We start from the raw sequence: 22,930 nt of genomic DNA, 5'->3' as shown, positions 1-22,930 counted from the left end.
TGGTGAGATCATGACGGTTATGGGGTTGAGCCGAGATACGTGTAATTTTGATAAGTAGGAAGCCGATTCACTCCTACTTTCAATGCGTTACAAGGAAATCAAGGTGCCGAGGCTCTCCGCCTGCCCGGGCGCGAATGAGCGGTCCCCGCACCGCTCCCCGCTCCCTACTCGGCGCCGGAGATCGCGCCGTCACCCGGCGATATCAGCCAGGCAATACCGTTTTTAGGCTTACGATCGTGACCGTCTTCGCGCCACGCGTCAGTGCGACGTACAAGTCCTTTGGAGACATCGCATCCGCCTCCAGGACGATCGCGTGTGGGTATTCAAGCCCCTTCACGAGCAAAGTAGTCCCGATGAGCTTGTTATGTCGAATTGGTCGCCCGGAGTGCCGAAAATCGCGTTGATACCGATGAGCGCTTTCGGACAGGCTCAGCCCTTCGTTAGCTTGATGCACGCGAAGGACGCTCAGAAGCCGATACAGAAGGTCGCGCCTGTAGATCGAAGTCTGAGGGTTGCCTTGAATGGCATTAATCAAACGCACCAAATTCGGCGTTGAGTCGCATGCCAGGTATTGGTTCGCAGCATGCAAGACATCTGGATATTTAGTCGCCCGAGTGGCTTTCGCCAACTCGCCTCGCTTTGTCGCCGCGCTCAGAATTTCACCGACACCGTTACAACACTTCTTACAGAACTCGATCACAAGGCAGAGTCTTTGGCCTGCCTCTTTTGCCGCTTCGAGCTTCTTGATGAAATTGAAGAGGTCCTTGCCTTCGACCTCTTCAATACTGGAAAACTTACCACCAAGGGACTGCGCGAGCTTGTGGGTCTTGTTCTTGGACTTTTGATCGCCGGCGTGAATGGCGATTACTGCTTCGTCATGATCCAAAAAGGGATAGAAGAAGTTCAGGCGTTTCATGTTCGTGAAGTCTGTCAAATCGACAGAAACCCGCTTGATGCCTTTGGGCAATGGAGCGGCGAGGGAAATTTGTTGGCCCGCACGAAGACGTTTGCCGACATCATCAAGCCAGTCCCCCAGTTCCGTGGCTCCCGCTATATGCCAGCGCCATGGTTTCGTGAGCTCACCCAGCAGCTTGTAGTGCGGGTATATCTGCTGTTCCCAATTTATTGGTTGGTCATCAAAGTCGAAGATGGCTTGCATAGGGTCGCCCAATAGACGACAAGGAAGTAGATTTGCCAACGCACTGATCAGCAGATGCTGCTGTGTGGAGCAGTCTTGGTACTCGTCGACATAGATGCCGGCATAGGAACATCGCACGAGTCGTTCAACAAACGGCCTTTCAAGCAAGCCGGCACACGCTTCGTAGAGCCTTCCCCAATCTTTGGCTTCTGGGTATTCCTTCGTCCACTTCGACGTCTTCGGGAAATACAGGCACAACCTAAGCGCCCAGCTCGCTATCGTGTCTATTTGGTAGTTCGAACTAGGAACTGCCAGGGACTGCATTTTTTTCTTGATCGCGTGGACGCCGGCATAGGTATGTGTCAGGACCAATTGCCGTTTCGATGCGGCCTTGACAGCCGATGCGATCAGGTGCGTCTTACCATAGCCCGCGGGCGCGATGACATAGCCTTTGCCGACGAACTGGGCGAGCGTGCGAGCCAGGTCCTCATCCATGGTCCACCCATGTGCGGAGCCGACTCAGTTTGCTGGCCAGCTCACGCTGTTTGAAATCCGGATCCGCGAAGGCGGGAGCAACCACTTCAAACCACGCCTGCGCATCGGAAATGGATTTGAACCACGGGGACGACTTGGACTTTGCTGCATCACCGATCGCTTTTCGAAGCTCCGGAGACTCGGGCCATTTCATGACGTCGGCATCTAGGGCTACGTCCAATTTTGAGCGGACGTTGTCGTGGACTGGATGCCCAAGATCCTGCCCTAACTTGACAGATGCAAGAACGCTGCTCCACGGCAAATCGAGCATGGCCCGCTGTTCAAGAGCAAGCTGATCGGACCAAATAAGCACTTCGATCGCTTGTTTTGTTAGATCTTCCGCATCGTTAGGCGAGAACTGTTGCGGGGCATCCCCATCGGCCACCGCAAAGACGTCGTAGTGAAGGGCTTTGAATCCCGCAGCGAGGGGTTTGATCTTGCTCGCACCGTGCGCATCCAGCAGAGTGGCACCCGCGTAGGACAATGGATTGAGGCCTTCCGCCACCCAGAAATTATCCAGGCCACGTAGAAAACCAACCTCGGTCGCGCCCTCGCAAACGATGACTTTCATCGATAGAAACGCTTCCGCGCTGGACCGGATGTGACCTTGAACATTGAGTCCGTCCAAGTCTTTTCCGGTGGTTGCGACCACCTCTACGCCGCCTTCCAATTTGTGCACGACATGAAGTTCATCAACCGTCAGCTCACGCAAGACTGAGGGCGAGTGAGTCGTCAGGAAATACTGCCCCGCTGGATCCTCTTTGATATGTCGCATCAGGCGCGCGATCCGATGAGGCTCCAAGCCAAGCTCTACCTCATCGAACAGCGTGATGTGCTGCTCGTCGAGACCTTCCTTCTGGATGCCACACAAAAGCATTCTTCGCGACCCCAGCCCGAGCTGTCGCAACGGTATTTCCCCGTCGTGCAACGTCAGACCGCCCAGCCTGATGCTGATGGATGCGAGGTCAAGGTGGGCTTTGAACGAATCGTCGACCGGAACGCCAAGCTTCTTTGCCACCGCTTCCGACTTCGCCGCTGCCGTGTCGAAACTCTTTAAAGCAGTTGCGCGCTGCCCATCGAGTGAGCTGCGCGCTGCCCGCGTCGCGTCCACAAGCGACTCGCTTAGATTGTCAGATTCCGTGATCCTGGCGAGCGCGGTTCCGGCCGCCCAAGTCAGCTGCTTTTCGCTATAGGAGCCAATCAGGCCTACGTTTGCTCGTGCACGATCAGCTGACCGAAAGTCGACACCATCGGCATTTCGGGCAGTAATAACCTGCCATTTGGGTTCCAGCTCTTTTCCCACGGTGAGGCGGACGCTCAGTACGATTTCGTCACCGTCTTCGGGCTCGTCATGAAGGCTGAATGTGGCCTTGTCCCATCCACGCAGATGCGCACCGTATTTTTGCTCGGCGCAGAACTCGTCGGGCAGATCACCGATCACGATCTCAATTTTTATCGGGACGTCGGTCTTGCAAAGATGAAAATCAGAGTCATTAAATGCGAGATTCCACTGTGGATTGAAAGCACAGCGGATTGCCTCAAGGATCGTCGTTTTGGCGGAATCGCCCTTGCCAATTAGGCAAAATACCCGCTGGTCAGGAAGATTCCATTCCAGATCTTTGATGCCCCTAAAGTTCTGAATACTGATTCTTCTTATCTTCACGATTCGACCTTATCTATCGCAAGTCTGCCCGAACACGGATATCGTTCGCCGAGGCGATCGGGAGAGCAATAAAATCTAGCTCTGCCATCTCGTCATAGGTGTTGAGGAACGGCAAGTACAACTCAACCACCCAGGCATCTCCTTCCTTCCGACCCGCGTAGGGGTGGAGGATTTCGCCATCCGGCCGACACCGATCGAAACGCAGCACGCCTTCATGCGGATAGCGGCCTCCCTTGTCCTGGTGACGCGCCTTCAGCATATGCGCGACAACCTCATTGGGATAGCCTGGATGACCTGAGGTTTTATGCTCGCGCACCGCGGCGGTGAGCGCATCCGTCTCGGTCAAGTGGCAGCGCTTGATCTCATGCTCATCGAATACCTTTTCCTTGGCGATGTACGGCGGCCCTTGATACCAAAGCGGGTCCTTGCAATCGAGCGGGATAGCCAGAATGGTTCGCGTGCCGACGTCCGTGCAGCGCCACCGAAAACCTGCGCTCCCCACGAATTCCAGGCCAATATGAAAATCTGCGTGCTTCACGGCCCCTCCGGTGATAGCTGCGTTTCCTCCGTTAAAGCATAGCCAGCCTCGGTCTCGACATGTGAGCCGCTTCGCTGCCCCGGCTGCGGGCCACGCGGAATCACCACCCCCGACCATAAGGCTGGGGCGACCCTCACTCAGATCGCCTACGTTTACGTCCTGCGGCCATTTGGGTTTCCGCTGTCACCGCCCGCGCTTCCGCCGATTGAAGCGCGGCAGTCAGTCCGGCCGTCTGGCCTCGTGCGGTGGCCAACTCAAGGGCCAATTGATCGCGCTCGACAGTCATGCTGGCGAGCGTCGCCAGGCGTGTCTCGTTGTCAGCCAACTCGCGGCGATGACGGGCAATTTCCAGGCGCAGCTCGGTGAGGCTTGTCTGCTGCTCTTCGCTTCGCTGCCGCAGCTTGGCCAGCTGTTGCTCGGCTTGCCTGAGCCCTTCGCGTGCTGCGTCCGTTTCCTGCAGCATGCGGGCCTGAGCGGCCTCCACGCGGTCGTTCGCCTTGTCGCGCTCCACTTGAAAAGCGGCATCACGGGCCGCGACGGTGGCCTGGAATTCAGTCGTCAACCGGTCGTGGTTTTGCCGCGCGGCTTCCAGTTGCTGAGCCATGTCGGCACGGACAGCCGTCACTTCCTGTTGCAGGGCCTGGACTTGTCCGAGCGCATCGCGCTTGGCTTCGGTTTCGCTAGCGAGCTGCTGCTGCAGTTCGGCGCGTTGCTCGTGCAGTCGGCTCACCTCGTGCCTTAGCTGATCGACGGCGGTCAACGCCGCGTCCCGCTCGCTGATGAGCTCATCATGGGCTTGCTGCAATACCGCCAGGTCCGACTCCAGCGCTTGGCGGTGCTCGCTAAAGACCCGCTCGCCTTGTTCGACGGCGGCCACCCATAGCGAGCGCATCGTGTCAGCAATCGCCGGTGGCAGATCGGCGCCGAGCGCATCGGCCTTGGCCTTTTCATTTTTCCACTGTTTCAGCTCGTCGTTGATCGTGGTGCGGCTGCCTTGCTGTATGGCGGCATAGATCAGGTCGACGGTGAGTTCGTGCGGGTGTTTACCGCTGGCCACCAGATTGGCGGCTGCTTCGCGGGTGCGTTGACGGGTGTCGCTGACGCGGCTCATAACGGCTCCAGTCGCTCACAAGCAGATTTGAACGGTGTGGTTTGCCGTATATCACAGTATTACGTTATATGTATAACGATATGACCAGGAAATTTACGATAATCGCTATAATCAAAAGTCTTTGCCCTGTACGCTGTGCGAGGTGACCGCCTGGCAGTGAGGAAAGCTCGATGGCCGACATGACCGTGACAATCGCTGCCGACGTGACGTTGCCGCCGCCGTTATCGGGCGCCCATGGAGCCAATCGCGCCCCATCCGGCGTGCCTCGCCAGATCGCCGCAGACACCGACGTCGCTGCCATAAGCGTGTGGTTGGCCGAATACATGGACTCGCCCCACACGTTCCGTAGCTACCGCAAGGAAGCCGAACGGCTGCTGGCTTGGGCGACTCAGGTGCGTGGCAAGGCGATCTCTAGCCTGGCCCGTGAGGACGTGCTGGCTTATGAGGCTTTCCTGGCCAATCCGCCCGCTGATTGGTGCGATGACGCATTGGCGCGTCGCGGCGACCACCGTCGCCTGTTTGCCGGGCCGCTATCTGATCGAAGCCGGCGCCAAGCCCTCGGCATTCTGGCTGGCCTGTTCAATTACCTGGTACGTGCGGGCTACCTGGCAGGATCTCCATTCGCACTGCAACCGCGTCGTCGCCGTGGGCGTAAGGCATCTCCCCAGGTCGAGCGCTTTCTGGATCGCCCCCTGTGGACGGATGCCTTGGCTCAGCTGGACCGCTGGCCCTGTCTGACGTCGCGCGAGCATCAGCGCTATGAACGCTCACGCTGGGTACTTCGCTTGTTGTACGAAACTGCGCTGCGCGTGTCGGAAGCCGCGCAGGCGCAGGAAGCGGATCTGCAACTGGTCCGCGGCCGGTGGTGGCTTCGCGTCATTGGCAAAGGCGGTGTCGAAGGCCGGGTTCCGTTGAGCGACACCTTGATGCGAGAGTTCGCGCGCTACCGCTCCTTTCTTGAGCTATCGCCCACGCCAGAGGTCGGCAGCCGGCGCCCACTCATTCTGGGTATTGCAGGGCGCGAGGACGCACTCACGCCGACGGCGGTCTACCTCATCGTCAAAGACACCTTCGCCCGGATCGCTGACGACTGGGAAGCTGAAGACCCGGCACGCGCCGCACGGCTCCGACGCGTGTCGACCCACTGGCTTCGCCACACCGCTGCCTCGCACCAGGCGGATGACGGCAATCCCATTCACCACATCCAACAAAACCTACGCCACAGCTCCATTGCTACCACGTCGATCTATCTGCATGCGGAAGACGATGCCAGGCATGCAACGACAACGGAGCGGCAACAACGATCGGAGGCATGATGGGACTGGTCAAGAGCGAATGGATGGAAGCCCAGGAGCGAGGTTGGTCGGCACCGGACACCTTCGTGTGCGCCGACTGTGTCGACGACCCGCATCTCAAAGATCTGATCAAGCGCGCCGCCTGTGCTGACACCTGCGATTACTGTGGCCGAAGCGACGTGGTGGACATTGCGGCCGAATCCCATGTCGTGATGGAGGCTGTCTACGACACGGTCCATACGTACTACTGTGAACCAGCGGCAGGCGGCGTGCCCTATGACGGCGGCTTTGTCGTGCCGCCGATCGATGTGCAAGAGGTCCTGGACAATCTGGGCTTCGATGGGCATGCAGATTTTGTCGAGGCGGTCGTCGATGCCGAAGTCAATGGGGACGCCTTCGTCCCCGCTGCTAACGGGCATTGGGCAGGTAGCCATCCGCACGAAGTGCTTTCGTCAGCATGGAGCTTGTTCACGCATACGGTGAAGCACGAGACGCGCTTCCATTTTGCGGACGCACCGCGATCCGAATCCACGTCGCCTTACGAAATCGACGTGGCCGACGTCTTGCCCGCCATCGCGCAGCGCCTTCGCCCGTTGATTCGCACCCTCCCGGCGGGGACTGACGTCTATCGCTCACGGGTGCGTTCCCGTGGTCAGGCCTGGTTGCCCGGTGCAAAGGAGTTGGGGCCGCCTCCGAAAGACAAAACGTCGGCGGGCCGGATGAACCCGGCGGGCATTCCTTACCTCTATACCGCTTTCGACAAACCAACGGCTCGTCGCGAAATCGGAATCACCGGTCGGACGAGCCACACCGTATTCACGGCCACCTTCACGTTGTCGAAGCCGCTAGAAGTCATCGACCTGACCCAGTTGCCGCCTATGCCGTCGCTCTTTGACGTGGCCAACAAAGAGGCGCGCGAGCAGGCCTTATTCATTCGGGCGTTTGTCGACACCCTCAGCAAGCCGGTGATGAAGGACGGTCATGAGCACATCGACTATGTGCCCTCCCAAGTCGTTTGCGAATACTTGGCCCAGGTCTTTGAACCGGCACCGGGCACCAAGCTCGGCGGCCTGATCTATCCGAGTGCCGTGCACCCTGGCGGGAAGAATCTTGTGGTTTTTCCCGAGGATCGTTATTGGGGCACCTTCCACGGGGTCACCTTTGCCCGCGCCGGGAAATGAAACCGCGCCGTCCTGAGCGCCAATCAGCAATGGCGACCGAACGGGCAAATCATCATGATTTGCTAGACGGGCAGATGTTTGGCTTCCGCCTTCGTGCGTCGAGGTCTAGCCGTGTTGCGCCCTAGGCTGTGCGCTTCCGAGGACGCGCGGTATTTGCTACGGACTTGGGCGCGGAAGCCGGTGTGCAGGACTGACCGGTCGCGCAGCAGCAATTCTCAGTTAGGTAGCCCACCAATTCATTCATGACCTCAAGGATGGGCGAGTAATAGATGAATCGGCTTTCTTGTCGGCTGGTGATCAGCCCAGCATGAACGAGTTCCTTCAGGTGGAAGGAGAGAGTGGCATTGGCTAGCCCTAGCCGTTCGGCGATCACGCTAGCCGCTAAGCCATCGGGAGCGTGCTCCACAAGCAGGCGATATACGGCCAATCGCGACTCTTGGGCGAGAGCGGATAGGACGGTAATGGCTTGTTTGGTCTGCATTGGCATAGGAGGAACCGGAGACTTCGTAGAGAACACACGCAGTGTAGGAAGAATGCCGTGGTCGCGGCGGTTAAGACTGACCAGATGCTTCTGAGATCTGCCCGATTGCAGCAAGCCGGCTAGAGAGTGCCAGGCGGTCCAGTGCCTCAATGCGCAAGTTCATCAATAAGCTAATGCGTTGCTGGAGCAGACTTTGTGCGAGCAGAAACGCCTTGTAGATGACCTCGTCGTCGCCCGTCGCTTTGGCTGGATCAGGAATGCTCCAGTGCGCTGTGATGGGTGCCCCCGGCCATGCAGGACAGACTTCGCCCGCGACCTGATCGCACACGGTGATCACGAAATCCATCTCTGGCGCACCAGGACGGGTAAATTCTTCCCAGCTTTTGCTTCGCAGTGTCTCCGTCGGTAGATCAACCGCTCGCAATACCTCAAAGGTTTGCGGGTAGATGAACCCCTTGGGCTGACTGCCCGCACTGAAGCCGTGAAACTGGCCCTTACCAAAGTGGTTGGTGATCGCCTCGGCCAGGATGCTACGGGCCGAGTTTCCGGTGCAAACGAACAAGACGTTGTAATGCCCCTGCATGGCAGTCTCCGCTCAGGCTGTGCGTGCTTCGTACCAGTGCTTACTTACCGTGACGATGCGAACCACTGACAGCATCACCGGCACCTCGATCAGGACGCCTACAACGGTGGCCAGGGCGGCCCCCGAGTGCACGCCGAACAGTCCCACGGCCGTGGCCACCGCCAACTCGAAGAAGTTGCTCGCTCCGATCAGTGCCGACGGCGCCGCAACACAATGCGGCACACCGAGCTTCAGATTGAGGAGGTAGGCCAGGCCGGAGTTGAAGTAGACCTGGATCAGGATGGGTACCGCGAGCATCGCGATGATCAGGGGTTGCGCAAGGATCTGCTGTCCCTGGAAGCCGAACAGCAGCACCAAGGTCAGCAGCAAGGCGCCCAGCGAGATCGGTCCGAGCCGAGTCAGGAGGCGCTGGAGTGCATCCTGACCACCATGAGCCAGCACGACCCGGCGCAGGACGACGCTGATGAGCACCGGGACGACGATATAAAGCACGACTGAGAGAATCAGCGTGTTCCACGGGACGGTGATGGCCGAGATGCCCAGCAACAACCCGACGATCGGCGCAAAGGCAACCACCATGATCGCGTCGTTCACGGCGACCTGACTCAGGGTGAAGTTGGGCTCGCCGCCGCACAGGTTGCTCCATACGAAGACCATGGCCGTGCATGGGGCTGCCGCAAGCAGGATCAGGCCGGCCACATAGGAATCGAGCTGATCGGCCGGCAACCAGGCCGCGAACACATGGCGGATGAAGATCCACCCCAGCAACGCCATCGAGAAGGGTTTGACCGCCCAGTTGATGAAGAGCGTGACACCGATGCCTTTCCACTGATGGCGCACACCCGCCATCGCCCCGAAGTCGATCTTCAGCAGCATGGGAATGATCATCAACCAGATCAGCACCGCCACCGGTAGATTGACCTGTGCGACCTGCATGTGACCCAAGGCTTCGAACGATCCGGGCAGTAGATGGCCGAGCAAGGTGCCGGCCACGATGCAGAGCAGCACCCACACGGTGAGATAGCGTTCGAAGAATCCGATGCGGGCTACCTTGGATGGTGGCGTCGCGTCGATGGTGGTCGTGGCCTGGTTCATGCCGCATCCTCGTTGTCGTCTTCACCACTAAGCGCGCCGATACCATCGAGCGCCCACTTGAGGTCGTCCTGACTCATCGTCTCGACAGGCAGGTTTAACAACGCCATGAGTCGGTAAGTGATCAGCATGTGCGCCTTGCGGAAGGCTTCGTTGATGGCGACGGGACTGCCCTTGACCGCCGCCGGATCCGGCAGGCCCCAGTGGGTGCGTACGAAGTCGCCAAAAAGCACCGGACACGGCTCATTGGCGGCGCTGTCGCAAACGGTCACCACGATGTCCAGCGGCGGCGCGCCTTCGCCGACAAAGCGGTCCCACGACTTGCTGCTCAACCCATCGATGGGAATGCCTGCCGTCGCAAGCTCTTCCATGGCATAGGGGTTAACGTGGCCGGTCGGTTTGCTGCCGGCGCTGTAGGCCTCGAATCGGCCTTGACCCAGGTGGTTGAGGGTGGCTTCGGACAGGATGCTGCGGGCCGAATTGCCCGTACAGATAAAGAGAACGCGACAAGGGTGCATGGCGCCGTGGATCCAGGGCTGGCTGCGATGGTTGTAATTCTATATTTCCATAATGATAGAATCATGACATCAACGCAACCGGTCCGGACCCTTGCCATGACGCTGCATGACTTACCCCACATCACCGCTGATGTGCTCGACAAACCCAGCCTGGACAAGCTGGCCCTGCCAGCGGGTTCCACTCATCCGCCGAGGATCTTGATCCTGTACGGTTCGTTGCGCCCGCAGTCGTTCAGCCGAAAGTTGGCTCTGGAGGCCGAGCGGATTCTTCAGCAGTTTGGCGCCGAAACCCGGGTGTTCGATCCTCATGAGCTACCGATGCTCGACAGCGTGCCCGCGAGCCACCCCAAGGTGCAGGAGCTGCGCGCACTGTCCCTGTGGTCGGAAGGCCAGGTCTGGGTGAGCCCGGAACGTCATGGCTCGGTGACCGGGGTGTTCAAGAATCAGATCGACTGGCTACCGCTGGAAGATGGCAGCGTGCGCCCCACCCAGGGACGAACCTTGGCCGTGATGCAAGTCAGTGGTGGCTCGCAGTCCTTCAACGTGGTCAATGCGCTGCGCGTGCTCGGTCGCTGGATGCGCATGGTGACCATCCCGAACCAGTCGTCGGTGGCAAAGGCCTGGCAGGAGTTCGATGACCAAGGTCGCATGAAGCCGTCGGCGTTTTACGATCGCGTCGTGGACGTGATGGAGGAACTGTTCAAGTTCACGCTGATGGTGCGCGATCGCAGCGACTATCTCGTGGACCGCTACAGTGAGCGCAAGGGTGCGGCCGAGGCCCTCGCGCTTTCCGCCGCTGCGGGAGTCACGGAGGTGATCGTTGCCCCCACGCCCGCACCGTTGCCGGCGACGGATTCCGCAACAGCGCGCACGCCTTCCGCGCGTCCGGCCTGCTGCAGCAATACCACGGAGGCCTGTTCATGACGTCCACGCCTGTGCCGGTCACCATCTACCACAACCCTGACTGTGGTACCTCGCGCAACACACTGGCATTGATCCGCCATGCAGGCATCGAGCCCACCATTATTGAGTACCTGCAGCACCCGCCCACGCGCGAACGGTTGATCCAGCTGATCGACGAAGCCATGCTGCGACCGCGCGAAGCGGTGCGTGAAAAGGGGACCCCGTTCGCGGCGCTTGGCCTGGGCGAGCCTGGCGTCACCGATGAGATGATTATCGACGCCATGCTTGCGCATCCCATCCTCATCAATCGGCCCTTCGTGGTGACGCCGATGGGGACGCGGCTATGCCGCCCGTCCGAGGTGGTACTGGACATCTTGCCGCCGGTCACGCGTCCCTTCACCAAAGAGGATGGCGAAGTGGTGATCGATGCCCAGGGGCAGCGCGTCCGATAGCGAGGCGCCGGCGGATGGTCGTTCTGTCACCACCATGCGCCACTTCCTGTTTTAAGATCCGACGCTTTAAGGCGGTGGGGCTCGACGCGATCGTCGGCCCCGTGGGCGGCGGTGCCGGTCGCAAGAACATTGGCCACGCGCGCTGTGCCGTTCTGCCGCACTACAACCTAGCAGTCAACATCGAGGAATGGCATGGCTTCGATTGACCGGACGGCGTACCCGCAATTCAAACGCAATCCTGTAGTTCGCGAGCTCGTCGCGTTCTATACGCTCTCTGATACCGAGCTCGCGTTCGTCACGCAACATGCCCGACAAGCGCCCAGCCGCCTAACGCTGGCCATCTTGCTCAAAAGCTTTCAACGCCTGAAATATTTTCCTGCGTTGGATGATGTACCCCTCGCCGTGATTCGCCACATCCGGGCATCCTTGAAATTCAGGATGCAGATCAAGCCGGCGACTCCCAGCACCGTCACGCTCTACCGCTATCACCAGCTCGTTCGTAAAAATCTGCAGTTTCAGGCGTTCGAGCATGGCGGGTTAGATGTCGCCGCCCGCGCCATCCAAGACGCCGCAGCGGTCATGGACAATCCGCCCGACCTGATCAACGTCGGCATCGAACAACTGGTCAAGGATCGTTTCGAGCTTCCCGCGTTCAGCACACTCGACCGCCTTAGCCGTCGCATTCGCACCCTGGTCAACGGTCGCTTCTTTGCCGAGATGGAACGGCGCCTGACCACGGAAGAGAAAGAGCGCCTGGATGCGCTTGTTCAGTCGAAAGGATCGGCGGCCAAAAGCCCGCTCCACGAGGTGAAGCGGCTACCCAAGCGATCCTCCCTCAAGCACTTCCAAGAGTTGCTCGACCACATGGCGAAGCTCGACGAGCTCGTTGCCACGGAGCAGCCGCTGGCCGGCATTCCTGAACTCAAACGCAAGCATTTCGCCGCAGAAGCACGAGTCTTGGATGCGGCGGAGCTAAGGGACTTTCGACCCGCCAAACGCCGCGCGTTGCTGCTGTGCCTAATCCATCGTGCTCGCGTCCAAGCGCGCGATGATCTCGCCGACATGTTCATCAAGCGGATCGGCAAGATCCACAACCACGGCAAGGAAGAATTGGAGCGTCTGCGTATCCGCTACCGTGAAAAGGCAGAGACGCTAGTGGCCACCATGTCCGATGTCATCCGTGTACTGAGCGAACATCACAGCGACACCACAGCCGGGCGCGAGATACGGCGTCTGGTGACGGCGCGCGGGAGCATCGAGACCTTTCAGCAGGACTGCAACGCGATCGCAGCCCACAGCGGCGACAACTATCTGCCGCTGCTGTGGCCGTACTACAAGTCTCATCGCGCCACCATTCTTCGCATGGTGCGGCTGCTGGATATGAAGTCGACCACAGAGGATCAATCGCTGATTGATGCGATGGAGCTCGTGCTTGCCCAAGAGCGCAGTCGCAGCGAATGGCTGGATGAGCCCGTGGACCTTTCGTTCACCACACACCTTTGGCGGAAAACACTGATTCACCGCATGGAATCGGGGGAGGAACGGATCCATCGACGCCATTTTGAGGTCTGCGTGTTTTCATCGCTGGCCAACGAGCTGAAGTCAGGCGACGTGGCTGTTCGCGGCTCGGAAGCCTATGCAGATCAGGGCGAGCAACTGCTGACCTGGGAAGAATGCGAGCCACAAGTGGAGGACTACTGCCGCACACTTGATCTGCCGTCGAACCCGGTTGCGTTCGTCAATGCACTGCAATCGCGCCTGATGGCAATGGCCGAGCAGACCGATCAGGAGTATGTCGACAACGGCCAGGTCGTGATCGACGATCAAGGCATGCCCGTCCTGAAGCGCAACAAGGCCAAGGAAATGACGGGCAGCGCACGTGCCCTTGAAACAGCCATCCATGAGCGCCTGAAAGAACGCAGTGTCATTGATGTGTTGTGCGACGTCGGGCACTGGACCAACTGGCACCGTCACTTCGGACCCTTGTCGGGCTCCGATCCTAAGATCGACCAGCCGGCCGAACGCTATGTGCTGACGGCCTTTACCTACGGATGCAACCTGGGCCCGAACCAGGCCGCCCGGCATTTCCGGGGCGCGGTATCGGCGCACATGCTCTCGTTCGTCAATCGCCGGCATATCGATGCCAATAAGTTGTCAGCTGCCTGCCGGGACATCATCAATAGCTACGCAAACCTGCAGCTCCCCAAGCATTGGGGCGATGGCAAGCGCGCGGCGGCGGACGGCACAAAGTACGAGATGTACGATCAGAACACGCTGGCGTCGTATCACATTCGCTACGGCGGCTATGGCGGTATTGCCTACCACCACGTCTCTGACACATATGTGGCGCTCTTCAGTCACTTCATCCCGTGTGGCGTCTGGGAAGCGGTCTACATCATCGACGGGCTACTGAAGAACACGTCCGATATCCAGCCAGACATCGTGCATGCCGATACGCAGGGCCAGTCATTGCCCGTGTTTGGGTTGTCCCATTTGCTGGGCATCCAGCTCATGCCGCGTATTCGCAACTGGCAGGACTATCGGTTCTTCCGACCAGAAGCCGATGTGACCTATGAGCATATCGACGCGTTGTTCCGCGATAGCGTCGACTGGGACCTCATCGAAACCCATTGGAAGGATCTCATGCGGGTCGTTCTGTCGATCAAGGCAGGCAAGATCGCCGCATCAACCTTGCTGCGGCGGCTGGGCAACAACAGCCGCAAGAACCGGCTATATCACGCTTTTCGCGCGCTGGGGTCCGCGGTGCGGACATTGTTTCTGCTTCAGTACATTTCCGATCAGGACCTGCGCGAGCAGATCACCGCGTCGACCAACAAGGTTGAGGCCTACAACGGCTTCTCGAAGCACTTCTTCTTCGGCGGGGAAGGGGTTATTGCCGACAATGATCCCGTCGAGCAAGAAAAGGCCGTCAAGTACAACGACCTGGTCGCCAACGCAGTGATCTTCCATAACGTCGTGGAGCAGACCCGCATCATTAAGTCCTTGATGCGGGATGGCTGGAAAATCACGGCAGAGGATGTTGCAGCCTTGAGCCCCTACGTAACGGCGCACATCAAGCGCTTCGGTGACTATCTCATCGACATGGATGCCATCCCGGACCCGTACGAGGGCGACCTGGCTTTGGCCGCCTGACGGAAGGGCGGCGAACTCACTAAAAGACCGGCAAGTTATTGATCTATAAAATGAATTGGCATTCTACTTATCAAAATTACACGTATCTCGGCTCAATCCCGTTATCTCTTCAGGCAAAACTGGCAAGTCCGCGCTCATCGACATGGCCGGCGACATCGCCAACGACGCCATCCAGCTCTCCGAGCGCCACAGGAAAGTGAAGCTCCTTTCCAGGCTCCTCTCCGGAGGGACCGTCGGCGTCTTGGTCTCGTTGGGCATCATGGCCATCTGGCAGTACTTCGCGGGCCCGTCCGCGTCGTTTAGCTCAATCGACGTCCCGTCGAGCATTGTCGAGGCCGCGCGAGAATCGGCAAGTACCGCGAGCGTTCTCGGCGGAAGCCCGTTCGACTCCGTGGCGTCCCTAGTGTTCAACGGGCCGGTCCCGCTGGTCCTGGCGACGCTCGCGCTCACGTGTGGCATCGCCCTGGCCTTCGTCCGAGGAACACTGGCCCCTCTGATTTCCGCAGGTGCCCTCGCATTCGCGATGTTCTTCGGCCCGCAGCTCCTCGGTGCCGTGTTCGCCAGGGACGGTGGTGACCACGGATCGGCGGCAGCTGTGTCAGTTCCCGAGAATCCGGCTGAATGGCAAGCGTGGCTGAAGGATCATCCGAAAGAGGCCAGCACCGACGCTGGCCGTTACGTCGCTGCGCAGGTCGCGTACCTGTCGCGCAACGGGGCTCTCAAAGGTGTGCTTTCCGCCTGGCCGGGCAGGGTGTCAGGCGTATCCGGGGTCGACGCGTCGCGTCTCATCATCATGGAGCGCAGCGCATTCAAGGAAGCGAAATCCTTGATGGCCACCGCGAAACTCGCTCAGGTTCAGCGCACGCGCGATCGCCTGAGTGCTGCCTCGTCCTCTGCGCTCCTGTGGCTCATTGGGCTGCTCAGCGCAACCCTCGTGACCGTGCGGCTTCGCAAGACGATGGGAGGCCGCGTTGCGAGCGCTATGGAATACCTTGCGTCGCGCAAGGCGCAAGCCTGATGCGAAACGTCAAGGGGCTTTCGCTCTGCGTTGCTGGCATCGCGATGTTCGTCGGGCTTGGCATGGTGCTGTTCAACCCGGCCCGGCCAGAGTACCTCCGTGCTGCGGTCACGCTTCACGGCAATATCGACGGCAATGGTGGAGTGCATGACCTGCAGCTTGTGGTCGGTGACCACGCCATCCCGTGTACGCCGGCTAAGGCCGTGGTGTACTGCGCGACGCGAGATCCTGCCGTGCAATCACTACTGCAGAATGCCAGGAAACCATGATGACCCAACCGACCACTGAACCCGCGTTCCGCTCCATCAGATTTGGCCGAGCCCATCTCGCCACTGCGTCGGTGCTGGTGTTCGTCATTGGCTTTGCGCTGGCCTATCTTGGTGACATGTTGCTATCGCCGCTCACGGTGGGTGACGTGCTTCCCTTCGCACTAGCTGTAGTTCTTCTTTACTGCGTCGCGGTGCGCCCACTCAAAGAGCAGGCGTCTGCTCATGTCAGGGAGCTGCGCGGATTGGTCAAGCGCACGGTGCCAGTGACGGTGGCTGGCATCCTCGTAGCTCTCGCGCTCACGCTGGGCTTCCCTAAGGGAAGTCTCGAAGGGAACTCTGCGGCCGTTGGAGCGATCAGCGCCCTGGTCGTGACTGCGCTAACGCTGCCGTGTTGGGCCTTCGTCTATCACACCACCGTCATCCTGTTGGCACGCTGGTCGTGGTGGCGTCTACGCCATGACAACGCCTGAGCCCTATTCCGTGGTGTCCGTCACCGATCAGGCACCGCACGATCCCTCGGGTCCTAACGGGCCTGCAGGTACGAGTGTCGACACGGGCGGCGGGAAGGCCCAACGGACCGCGCCCATGTCAGACAGAACGAGGGCTGCCTTATACCGCGCGCGGCAAACGGCAAATGGCGGCCGCCGAGCAACGGTAACACCACCCACGGCGGCCCTGCTGCGCGAGCTTCTTCGGGAAGCTCTGCAGCGGGACACGTGGACGACCGACGACCGCAAGCACCTCGAGTCCTTCCTCGGACAGCTCAAGCGCGACTGATCGCCTCGGTCACCCGCGCCATGCCGCCACGTGGCGCAGCACTTCGTCGCGGCCGCGATCTATCACTTCCGCGTTCGTCTTCTTCGACAGGTCTTCCTTCGCCTTTCGGCGCAGGAAGTACGCGATCCTTTCTCCGTTCGAGCCCGCGGGGTGCGGCAGTCCGGACAGGATCTGTTCCTGACGCAGGTGGCCAGCGCGCGCCATGAATTCGCAGGCCTCCATCGCGGCAGCGCCCAATGGCAAGAACAGGGCGCGCGTCAGCCCACGGCACTCAGTCGCGAACCAACGCTCGATCTCTGCCCTGAGCAGCGGCGATCGCGTGATCCCAGAGCCACCGAAGTTCTCGCCGTTCCGGAAAACCGGGTACCGGAGCGAGGACGTGAAGTGCACGAGGTCCGTACGCGTCGTCCAAAGGACGCTCGTCGACTCGATGCCCATCCGCTCGGCCAGGCCGACGTGGTCAAGCAGCTTGATCAGGTTGGCCCGCGTGGCGCCGGCGAAGCTTGCTGTCGACTTTGCGATCTCGCAGGCCTCTGCCTCCGACTGCCCGCGCAGGAGCGCGCTGCGCGCCGTGGCGATGGCCACATCAGCCTGCTCCTTGCCCGGGGTTATGCCGACAAGCACCAGTCGCGCAGTGGCCACCACGTGGTCAAAGGGAGCGTAATACACAGCGTCCCTCTCATCACTCGCCATGCGGAGCACGGTGGGCAGTGTTGGAGCGCTTTCGAAGCGCGCCGGTAAGGCGGCAATCGCCGGGGCAAAGCGAGAGAATTGTGATGCAAAAGGCATTGCTGTCTTCCTGAAGCTTGTCCCGTGATGTCCCGCCAACGCTGCTTCCAACCGCCTGCGGCCCGCTGAACTATTCATGCTCCGGTGCCGTCGCGCCGTCGAAATCGAGCACGTTGGCCAGCACCGACATACCGGCTCTTCGGCTGGATGAAGTGCGCAAGTCAAAGGAGCTCCGCGGCTCTGATCGGTCGGGTTCAGGGAATACGCGAACACCGTCACCCGTGAGAATAGTGATCCGATCCTCGACTGGCATCATGGCGAGCTTCGTCGCTCCGACCTGTGTGGTTCCGATCAGCGGCAAGCGTGCTACTCGCGTGTCCGCAACAGTGACCACGCCCTCTGACAGTGGCCCGCCCCCGCTCGCGGCTCGCAGGTGGGCCGAGTAAGTATTCCAATCGCGAAATCCTTCTATTACCGCAAGCGCCTCGTACGAAGCCGACAACGTCAGGTTGAGGCCGTGCACATCACGAACGTGCTTTTGTAGCCGACGCACCCGCGCCTTCTGAGAGTCCTTCGTTGACATAGCAATTTCCTCGGCAAGGCATCCAATCGAGCGGCTCGCGTTGTCGATCTCTGCACCGTGGAAGAGTGTCAGGACTCAGATATCTGTCTTCACCATCCCTTAGGGGCGAGCGCGGCAGGCGACAGACGGCCATCCATAGAAGTAGCACAAAGGACTTTGCCCTCCAAGGCAAACGGGGCCAGGCTCAAGACGCTGAAGTCCGGGCCGATAGGGCAGCATAGGGCCACCGATAGAACGAAGAGGACCAGGGAATGGGCACAAGGCTGACCAAGCGAGAGAAGCTGGACATCCTGATTGACATCGGCGGGGTGGGCGCCCAGTTCTGCCTCACTTTTAGCGCCGCGACTGCGATCTATGCTGCGCAACCTGATGTGGTCGAGCCCGCCGCGAGCCGGGCGATCTGCACTGCCGAACATTTTCTATTCGTAGGAGGCGCGCTGGCTCTGGTCAACATGATCGGACTGCTAGTCGCGAGGAACAGCACTCGGACTATCCCCACTTTCGTCGCTTACTACCTAACGGCTATAGCCACACTGGTCGCCTACTACGGGAACAACCCTGTCAAAGGGCTGTTCGTGGCTGCAGCGATCGTGATCTGTTCCGTGGCAACGGTTGTGGCTGGTTACCTCTACTATCGGCATCGTAGAAGCAAGGACACGCCGGACCCACCCACGGCGCAAGCGGTAGCGGGACCGGACCAAAGCCAGAGATAGTCCCGCCCTGCTATAGTGGTCGCAGGGCTGTCTGCGGCCCTGCAATCGCCCGCCACTGGGCGAAGGCCCCTTCACGGCCAGCAGATTTCTTCTCAGCCAAACGGGTTGCCGTGGCTGCGGATGGCGGGCTCTGCAGCTCATGGAATCATCGCCGTGAAGTCCTCTGACGACTCTCTCGTATTTCCCTCTGGGCGCTCCGTGGCGCGTGCCCGGCAGGACGCCAAGGCTTTGGCCAAGGCCCAGGGCATTCCGCTCAATGAAGCCCTTGATCGCGTCGCCTTCGAGAACACCCGCTTGCTCGGCTACGGTGGATGGACCGAACTCTTGACGCTACTGCGCTCCGGCAACATGCCGAACGCTTTCCCCGTGCCCATCGGTCGCGCGCCCAAGGGAGCCGAGCTGGACATCTATTCGATGGCCAGCCTTGCGCCGCGCCAGTACCCATGGGATCACTGGGAGCGTGCCGCCCTTGAGCACGGGGTCAGCGAGGAGCTGGCGTCGTTGGGACGCGCCATCATGCGGGAGCACTACAACCACGCGTGGGATAGGTTCGACGAGGAGGTCTCGATGCGAGACCCGCGCGCGCCGCGCCGCATGATCGACCAGGCGCTCACCCAACCGGAGGCCTGCCGCGCCCGCTGGATCTGGCTCCTAGCAACCGATGGCGATCGCGTGGACACCGACGAGCCTTGGGCACCACCGGTGGGCGAAACCTGACTGGACCGAGTTCGCGACGTGCCGGGCCTAGATGCTCAATGGCCTACACTACGCCGGGGAGCCACACACAGGACCAAACATGGCAATTGATCTGAAGAACTTCTCTCCGAAGGAATTGGAAACCCTCATCGCCAATGCGAGCGCCCAGCTCGGCGCGGCTCGCACCGCCGTCATCAAGGCGGCCAGGCAGAAGATCGACGCCTTGCTGGAGGCAAACAACCTCTCGATCCACGACGTGTATCCAACCCGTGGCAAGAAGGCGGTTGTCGGAGCGGGCGCGGGGAAGAGCGGGGCGGTCGCACCGAAGTACCGTAGCCCCGAGGATCCGAGTATCACCTGGTCCGGCCGCGGCAGGGCGCCGGAGTGGTTCAAGAAGGCGCTGAAGCGCCGCGGCGTCACGGCTGAAAAGCTGCTCATCGATGGCGGCTCCGCGCCGGCGGCACCCACGAAGCGCGCGGCAGCCGCGAAGAAAGCGGTGCGGAAGGGCGCTAAGCGCGTCGTCCGTAAGCGCAAGTAGAACGGAGCGTATCTTGGTGTGAACGCGGCCACGGTCAAGAATAGTGCGTTGCAGCCGATAGATTGATTGCTCACGCTGGGCAACCAAGAAGGGCGGTCGCGAATGGGCCGCCCTTCAACTTTTCCACTAGATTGTCACCGCGTCTCGCTGCTGCTTTGTAACGCCTCTTGCAAGGCAGTGACAGCCCACTCGGGACAAGTCCTAGAACTGGGTTTGTCGGGATCATTGAGCCACGACCGGACAGTGCGTACCGAGCATGGACGCCTAGTAAAGGCACAGATGAGCGCCGCACTTTTTGCTTGGGTGAGGCTGTGTTTGTGAAGCAGCGCCTGAAAGGCTTCGCGATTGTCCATTGGACTACGCGTGCGCTGCTGATGGCGCAATGGTGACGGTCATATCGCCTTCTGCGGGAACTTCCAGAAGGGCCCGTATGCGCCGATTGATCTCTCGATCAAACACCGCTGGAAGTTGCCTGCCATTCGTCTTAAAGGCCCGCGAGCGTAGCGAAACAAGTCCCAAGGCAAGCACATAAGCCAGCGCAGAAACGACCGACATGACGATCACGACCATGCGCAAGGCATGGGCGATTTGCTGCGGAGTCGCTTTCATAAGGGCGGCCAAGGCGTCAGCCACCGTCTCGGGCTGAAACACGATGAGTGCCATTCCCGCCATCACAATCATCACCGGCAGAAAAGCGATCAAGCGGCCCACAGCGACGAAGGCCGTCCGCAGTTCTTTGAGATAGAGACTCTTGTCGCTGCGCACCTCTTGGACGATGCCGTTATATAGATCGACCGGCAGCGAGCCGACTTCGATGCCGTTCACTTCTACGCGAGCAACAGTTGCGGTCATAGGTCAAACCCTGGTGGTTGAGAAAGAGGCACACGTGCCTACAACTCAAACCATAGGCACATGTGCCTATGGTGTCAACGCCGCGTTCGAGTGTTTCTACCAACTGACCCACCACTCAACAACATCGCCGGCACCAGCGGTGTGTTCAACGCTGGCCGGAATGGGTGTTCAGATCGACCGGAATCCGCACGCACGCTCTGCGAGCGCCCGGACTACGAAGCGCTGATCGAGTCGTACGGCCGTGCTTGGCCAGCGCGGCCCAAAGATACCGACGCCAAGCGAGGGCAGCGCCAGACGCGCAGCCAATCCCAGCATAGGGCAAGAACGCCGCGTATCTCAGGCGGTGAGACCACCTCGGGGGTAGAGTTTGCCCCCTGACCCAAAACTCAAGCTGACCTTACGGCGGCCCGCCGGGCGGCCTAGACCGCAGCGGGACACCTCGGTCGAAGGTGTATGCGCCGTGGTACCCGAGTACGCCGAACTTCACTGCCTGTCGAATTTCAGTTTTCAGAGAGGCGCCTCCAGCGCACTGGAGCTGTTCGAGCGCGCGAAACAATGCGGCTACCGCGCGCTGGCCATCACCGACGAATGCTCCCTTGCCGGCATCGTGCGCGCCCTAGAGGCCTCGCGGAAGACCGGTGTGGCGCTCATCGTCGGCGCTGAGTTCCAGCTCGAGGAAGGCCCGAAGGTCGTCCTGCTCTGCGCAACGAAAGAGGGCTACGTCGGCCTCTGCGCACTGATCACGCGCGGCCGCCGCGCGGCGGAGAAGGGCGAGTATCTGTTGCACCGGCATGACCTCGCCGGCGGATTGCCCGGGACAATCGCCCTGTGGGTGCCCGGACAGGAGATCAATGAAGAAGAGGGGAGATGGCTCAAGGCAACCTTCGGCGATCGCCTGCGCCTGGCCGTTGAGCTCCACATGGGTCCAGACGACGCACGCCGCCTTCGCGCCCTCGGAGAGGCTGGCCACGCCCTGCAGATTCCCCTCGTAGCCGCCGGCGACGTCCACATGCACGTCCGGCGCCGACGCGCTCTGCAGGACGTCCTCACCGCGATTCGCGTTCACTGCACGGTACCGGAGGCAGGGGCATTCCTGTTCCCCAACGGCGAGCGTCACCTCCGCCGACGCGACGCACTGGCCAACGTGTACCCGCCCGAGCTGATCGCTGAATCGGTGAGCGTCGCTGAGCAATGCACCTTCTCCCTCGAGGAGCTCAAGTACCAGTACCCGTCGGAGTTGGTTCCCGAGGGCCATACGCCGATGTCATGGCTGAAGGAGCTCACGGAGGAGGGCGCAAAGCGCCGGTGGCCAGAGGGAATGTCCGCAAAGGTGCGCGCGCAGATCGACCACGAATATGACCTGATCGCCCAGCTCGAATACGTACCCTACTTTCTGACCGTACACGAAATCGTCGACTTCGCACGGAGTCGCGGCATCCTCTGCCAAGGCCGTGGCTCAGCGGCCAACTCGGCAGTGTGCTTCGCTCTGGGGATCACTGAGGTAGATCCACAGACCAACCACCTGCTGGTCGAGCGCTTTATGAGTGTTGAGAGGAACGAACCACCCGACATCGACATCGACTTCGAGCACGAGCGTCGCGAGGAAGTCTTCCAGCACATCTACCACAAGTATGGGCGAGATCGCGCCGCACTCGCTGCCACGGTCATCTGCTACCGCGCTAAGTCAGCCGTCCGCGATGTCGCGCGCGTCCTGGGGCTTCCCACGGATCAGATTGATCTGCTGTCCAAGGCATTCGCCTGGTGGGATGGTGAAGAGCGCCTGGACGACAGGCTGCGCGAGCGCGGTTTTGACCCTGAAACGCCCCTAATGAGACGGGTTCTGTACCTGACTCAGGAGCTGCTCGACTTCCCACGGCATCTCTCCCAGCACGTGGGTGGCTTCGTCATCTCGGATCTTCCTCTCTCCCAGCTGGTGCCCGTGGAGAACGCAGCCATGCCGGACCGCACGATCATCCAGTGGGACAAGGATGATCTCGACACGATGGGCCTCCTCAAGGTCGACTGCCTCGCGCTCGGCATGCTGACGTGCGTGCAGAAGTGCTTGGATCTCTTGCTCGCGCACCACGGCCGCTCGCTGAGCATGGCCTCCATC

General features: G+C 60.4%; 24 protein-coding genes. 13 read left to right on the top strand and 11 right to left on the bottom strand.

The window, feature by feature from the left end; genetic code table 11:
• Window positions 1–202 precede the first annotated feature (202 nt).
• The 4 genes from JHD67_RS06255 to JHD67_RS06240 form a co-directional block, all read right to left on the bottom strand.
• Window positions 203–1,633 (bottom strand): UvrD-helicase domain-containing protein, encoded by a 1,431-nt coding sequence (locus JHD67_RS06255; RefSeq protein ID WP_199048706.1) that lies wholly within the window; start codon window positions 1,631–1,633, stop codon window positions 203–205.
• The gene (locus tag JHD67_RS22860) at window positions 1,626–3,335 is read right to left on the bottom strand and encodes an AAA family ATPase (protein WP_199098368.1); all 1,710 of its coding nucleotides are present in this window, start codon (window positions 3,333–3,335) and stop codon (window positions 1,626–1,628) included. Before JHD67_RS22860 ends, JHD67_RS06255 begins: the two co-directional genes overlap by 8 nt.
• A 13-nt stretch (window positions 3,336–3,348) precedes the next feature.
• Window positions 3,349–3,873: a hypothetical protein gene (locus JHD67_RS06245; protein WP_199048622.1), complete on the bottom strand. Its 525-nt coding sequence runs from the start codon at window positions 3,871–3,873 to the stop codon at window positions 3,349–3,351.
• A 133-nt stretch (window positions 3,874–4,006) separates the two neighbouring features.
• On the bottom strand, window positions 4,007–4,984 hold the full coding sequence (locus tag JHD67_RS06240; RefSeq protein ID WP_199098367.1) for a DNA-binding protein: 978 nt from the start codon (window positions 4,982–4,984) through the stop codon (window positions 4,007–4,009).
• A gap of 170 nt (window positions 4,985–5,154) precedes the next feature.
• Here JHD67_RS06240 and JHD67_RS06235 point away from each other — a divergent pair, with 170 nt between their 5' ends.
• Window positions 5,155–6,300: a tyrosine-type recombinase/integrase gene (locus JHD67_RS06235; protein WP_199098366.1), complete on the top strand. Its 1,146-nt coding sequence runs from the start codon at window positions 5,155–5,157 to the stop codon at window positions 6,298–6,300.
• Complete coding sequence (locus tag JHD67_RS06230) at window positions 6,297–7,460, top strand: HEPN-associated N-terminal domain-containing protein (protein ID WP_199048656.1); 1,164 nt, start codon at window positions 6,297–6,299, stop codon at window positions 7,458–7,460. The genes JHD67_RS06235 and JHD67_RS06230 overlap by 4 nt, the downstream gene beginning before the upstream one ends.
• 121 nt (window positions 7,461–7,581) lie before the next feature.
• Here the strand turns inward: JHD67_RS06230 and JHD67_RS06225 are convergent, their stop codons facing one another.
• From JHD67_RS06225 to JHD67_RS06210, 4 genes are all read right to left on the bottom strand, one after another.
• Window positions 7,582–7,941 (bottom strand): metalloregulator ArsR/SmtB family transcription factor, encoded by a 360-nt coding sequence (locus tag JHD67_RS06225; RefSeq protein WP_199048659.1) that lies wholly within the window; start codon window positions 7,939–7,941, stop codon window positions 7,582–7,584.
• Between the two features lie 70 nt (window positions 7,942–8,011).
• Window positions 8,012–8,524, bottom strand: a complete 513-nt coding sequence (locus JHD67_RS06220; protein ID WP_199048654.1) for an arsenate reductase ArsC — start codon at window positions 8,522–8,524, stop codon at window positions 8,012–8,014.
• Window positions 8,525–8,536: 12 nt separating this feature from the next.
• Window positions 8,537–9,619, bottom strand: a complete 1,083-nt coding sequence (arsB, locus tag JHD67_RS06215; protein WP_199048371.1) for an ACR3 family arsenite efflux transporter — start codon at window positions 9,617–9,619, stop codon at window positions 8,537–8,539.
• Window positions 9,616–10,134 carry an arsenate reductase ArsC gene (locus JHD67_RS06210; protein ID WP_199048364.1) on the bottom strand — a complete coding sequence of 173 codons (519 nt, stop codon included), beginning with the start codon at window positions 10,132–10,134 and terminating at the stop codon, window positions 9,616–9,618. The genes arsB and JHD67_RS06210 overlap by 4 nt, the downstream gene beginning before the upstream one ends.
• Before the next feature lie 96 nt (window positions 10,135–10,230).
• Here JHD67_RS06210 and arsH point away from each other — a divergent pair, with 96 nt between their 5' ends.
• From arsH to JHD67_RS06175, 7 genes are all read left to right on the top strand, one after another.
• Complete coding sequence (arsH, locus tag JHD67_RS06205; RefSeq protein ID WP_199048363.1) at window positions 10,231–11,058, top strand: arsenical resistance protein ArsH; 828 nt, start codon at window positions 10,231–10,233, stop codon at window positions 11,056–11,058.
• Window positions 11,059–11,069: 11 nt separating this feature from the next.
• Entirely contained in the window at window positions 11,070–11,489 is a 420-nt protein-coding gene (arsC, locus tag JHD67_RS06200) for an arsenate reductase (glutaredoxin) (RefSeq protein ID WP_199048373.1), read from the top strand.
• A 14-nt stretch (window positions 11,490–11,503) separates the two neighbouring features.
• Window positions 11,504–11,695: a hypothetical protein gene (locus JHD67_RS06195; RefSeq protein ID WP_199098365.1), complete on the top strand. Its 192-nt coding sequence runs from the start codon at window positions 11,504–11,506 to the stop codon at window positions 11,693–11,695.
• Window positions 11,682–14,642 carry a Tn3 family transposase gene (locus JHD67_RS06190; RefSeq protein ID WP_199098364.1) on the top strand — a complete coding sequence of 987 codons (2,961 nt, stop codon included), beginning with the start codon at window positions 11,682–11,684 and terminating at the stop codon, window positions 14,640–14,642. The genes JHD67_RS06195 and JHD67_RS06190 overlap by 14 nt, the downstream gene beginning before the upstream one ends.
• Before the next feature lie 142 nt (window positions 14,643–14,784).
• Window positions 14,785–15,660, top strand: a complete 876-nt coding sequence (locus tag JHD67_RS06185) for a hypothetical protein (RefSeq protein ID WP_199098363.1) — start codon at window positions 14,785–14,787, stop codon at window positions 15,658–15,660.
• Window positions 15,660–15,929, top strand: a complete 270-nt coding sequence (locus JHD67_RS06180) for a hypothetical protein (RefSeq protein WP_199041319.1) — start codon at window positions 15,660–15,662, stop codon at window positions 15,927–15,929. Before JHD67_RS06185 ends, JHD67_RS06180 begins: the two co-directional genes overlap by 1 nt.
• On the top strand, window positions 15,929–16,399 hold the full coding sequence (locus tag JHD67_RS06175) for a hypothetical protein (protein WP_199041317.1): 471 nt from the start codon (window positions 15,929–15,931) through the stop codon (window positions 16,397–16,399). Before JHD67_RS06180 ends, JHD67_RS06175 begins: the two co-directional genes overlap by 1 nt.
• Before the next feature lie 316 nt (window positions 16,400–16,715).
• Here JHD67_RS06175 and JHD67_RS06170 read toward each other — a convergent pair whose 3' ends face one another.
• Window positions 16,716–17,495 (bottom strand): hypothetical protein, encoded by a 780-nt coding sequence (locus JHD67_RS06170; RefSeq protein ID WP_199098362.1) that lies wholly within the window; start codon window positions 17,493–17,495, stop codon window positions 16,716–16,718.
• Window positions 17,496–17,565: 70 nt separating this feature from the next.
• Window positions 17,566–18,018 (bottom strand): glyoxalase superfamily protein, encoded by a 453-nt coding sequence (locus JHD67_RS06165; RefSeq protein WP_199041308.1) that lies wholly within the window; start codon window positions 18,016–18,018, stop codon window positions 17,566–17,568.
• 251 nt (window positions 18,019–18,269) lie between these two features.
• Here JHD67_RS06165 and JHD67_RS06160 point away from each other — a divergent pair, with 251 nt between their 5' ends.
• From JHD67_RS06160 to JHD67_RS06150, 3 genes are all read left to right on the top strand, one after another.
• Window positions 18,270–18,731: a hypothetical protein gene (locus JHD67_RS06160; protein WP_199041305.1), complete on the top strand. Its 462-nt coding sequence runs from the start codon at window positions 18,270–18,272 to the stop codon at window positions 18,729–18,731.
• A 153-nt stretch (window positions 18,732–18,884) separates the two neighbouring features.
• Entirely contained in the window at window positions 18,885–19,448 is a 564-nt protein-coding gene (locus tag JHD67_RS06155; protein ID WP_199041302.1) for a hypothetical protein, read from the top strand.
• 79 nt (window positions 19,449–19,527) lie between these two features.
• Window positions 19,528–19,965 carry an H-NS histone family protein gene (locus JHD67_RS06150; protein ID WP_199041299.1) on the top strand — a complete coding sequence of 146 codons (438 nt, stop codon included), beginning with the start codon at window positions 19,528–19,530 and terminating at the stop codon, window positions 19,963–19,965.
• Between the two features lie 357 nt (window positions 19,966–20,322).
• Here JHD67_RS06150 and JHD67_RS06145 read toward each other — a convergent pair whose 3' ends face one another.
• The gene (locus tag JHD67_RS06145) at window positions 20,323–20,817 is read right to left on the bottom strand and encodes a hypothetical protein (RefSeq protein WP_199041296.1); all 495 of its coding nucleotides are present in this window, start codon (window positions 20,815–20,817) and stop codon (window positions 20,323–20,325) included.
• Between the two features lie 460 nt (window positions 20,818–21,277).
• On the opposite strand from JHD67_RS06145, the gene JHD67_RS06140 reads away from it, so the two are divergent.
• Window positions 21,278–22,930: PHP domain-containing protein (locus JHD67_RS06140; protein WP_199098361.1), on the top strand; the 1,653-nt coding region annotated here is incomplete at its 3' end.

The organism is Dyella sp. ASV21 (assembly GCF_016428975.1).
In the GTDB taxonomy this organism is placed as follows: domain Bacteria; phylum Pseudomonadota; class Gammaproteobacteria; order Xanthomonadales; family Rhodanobacteraceae; genus Dyella.
The sequence above is the reverse complement of the archived record's forward strand: the minus strand, read 5'-3'. Positions and strand labels throughout refer to the sequence as shown.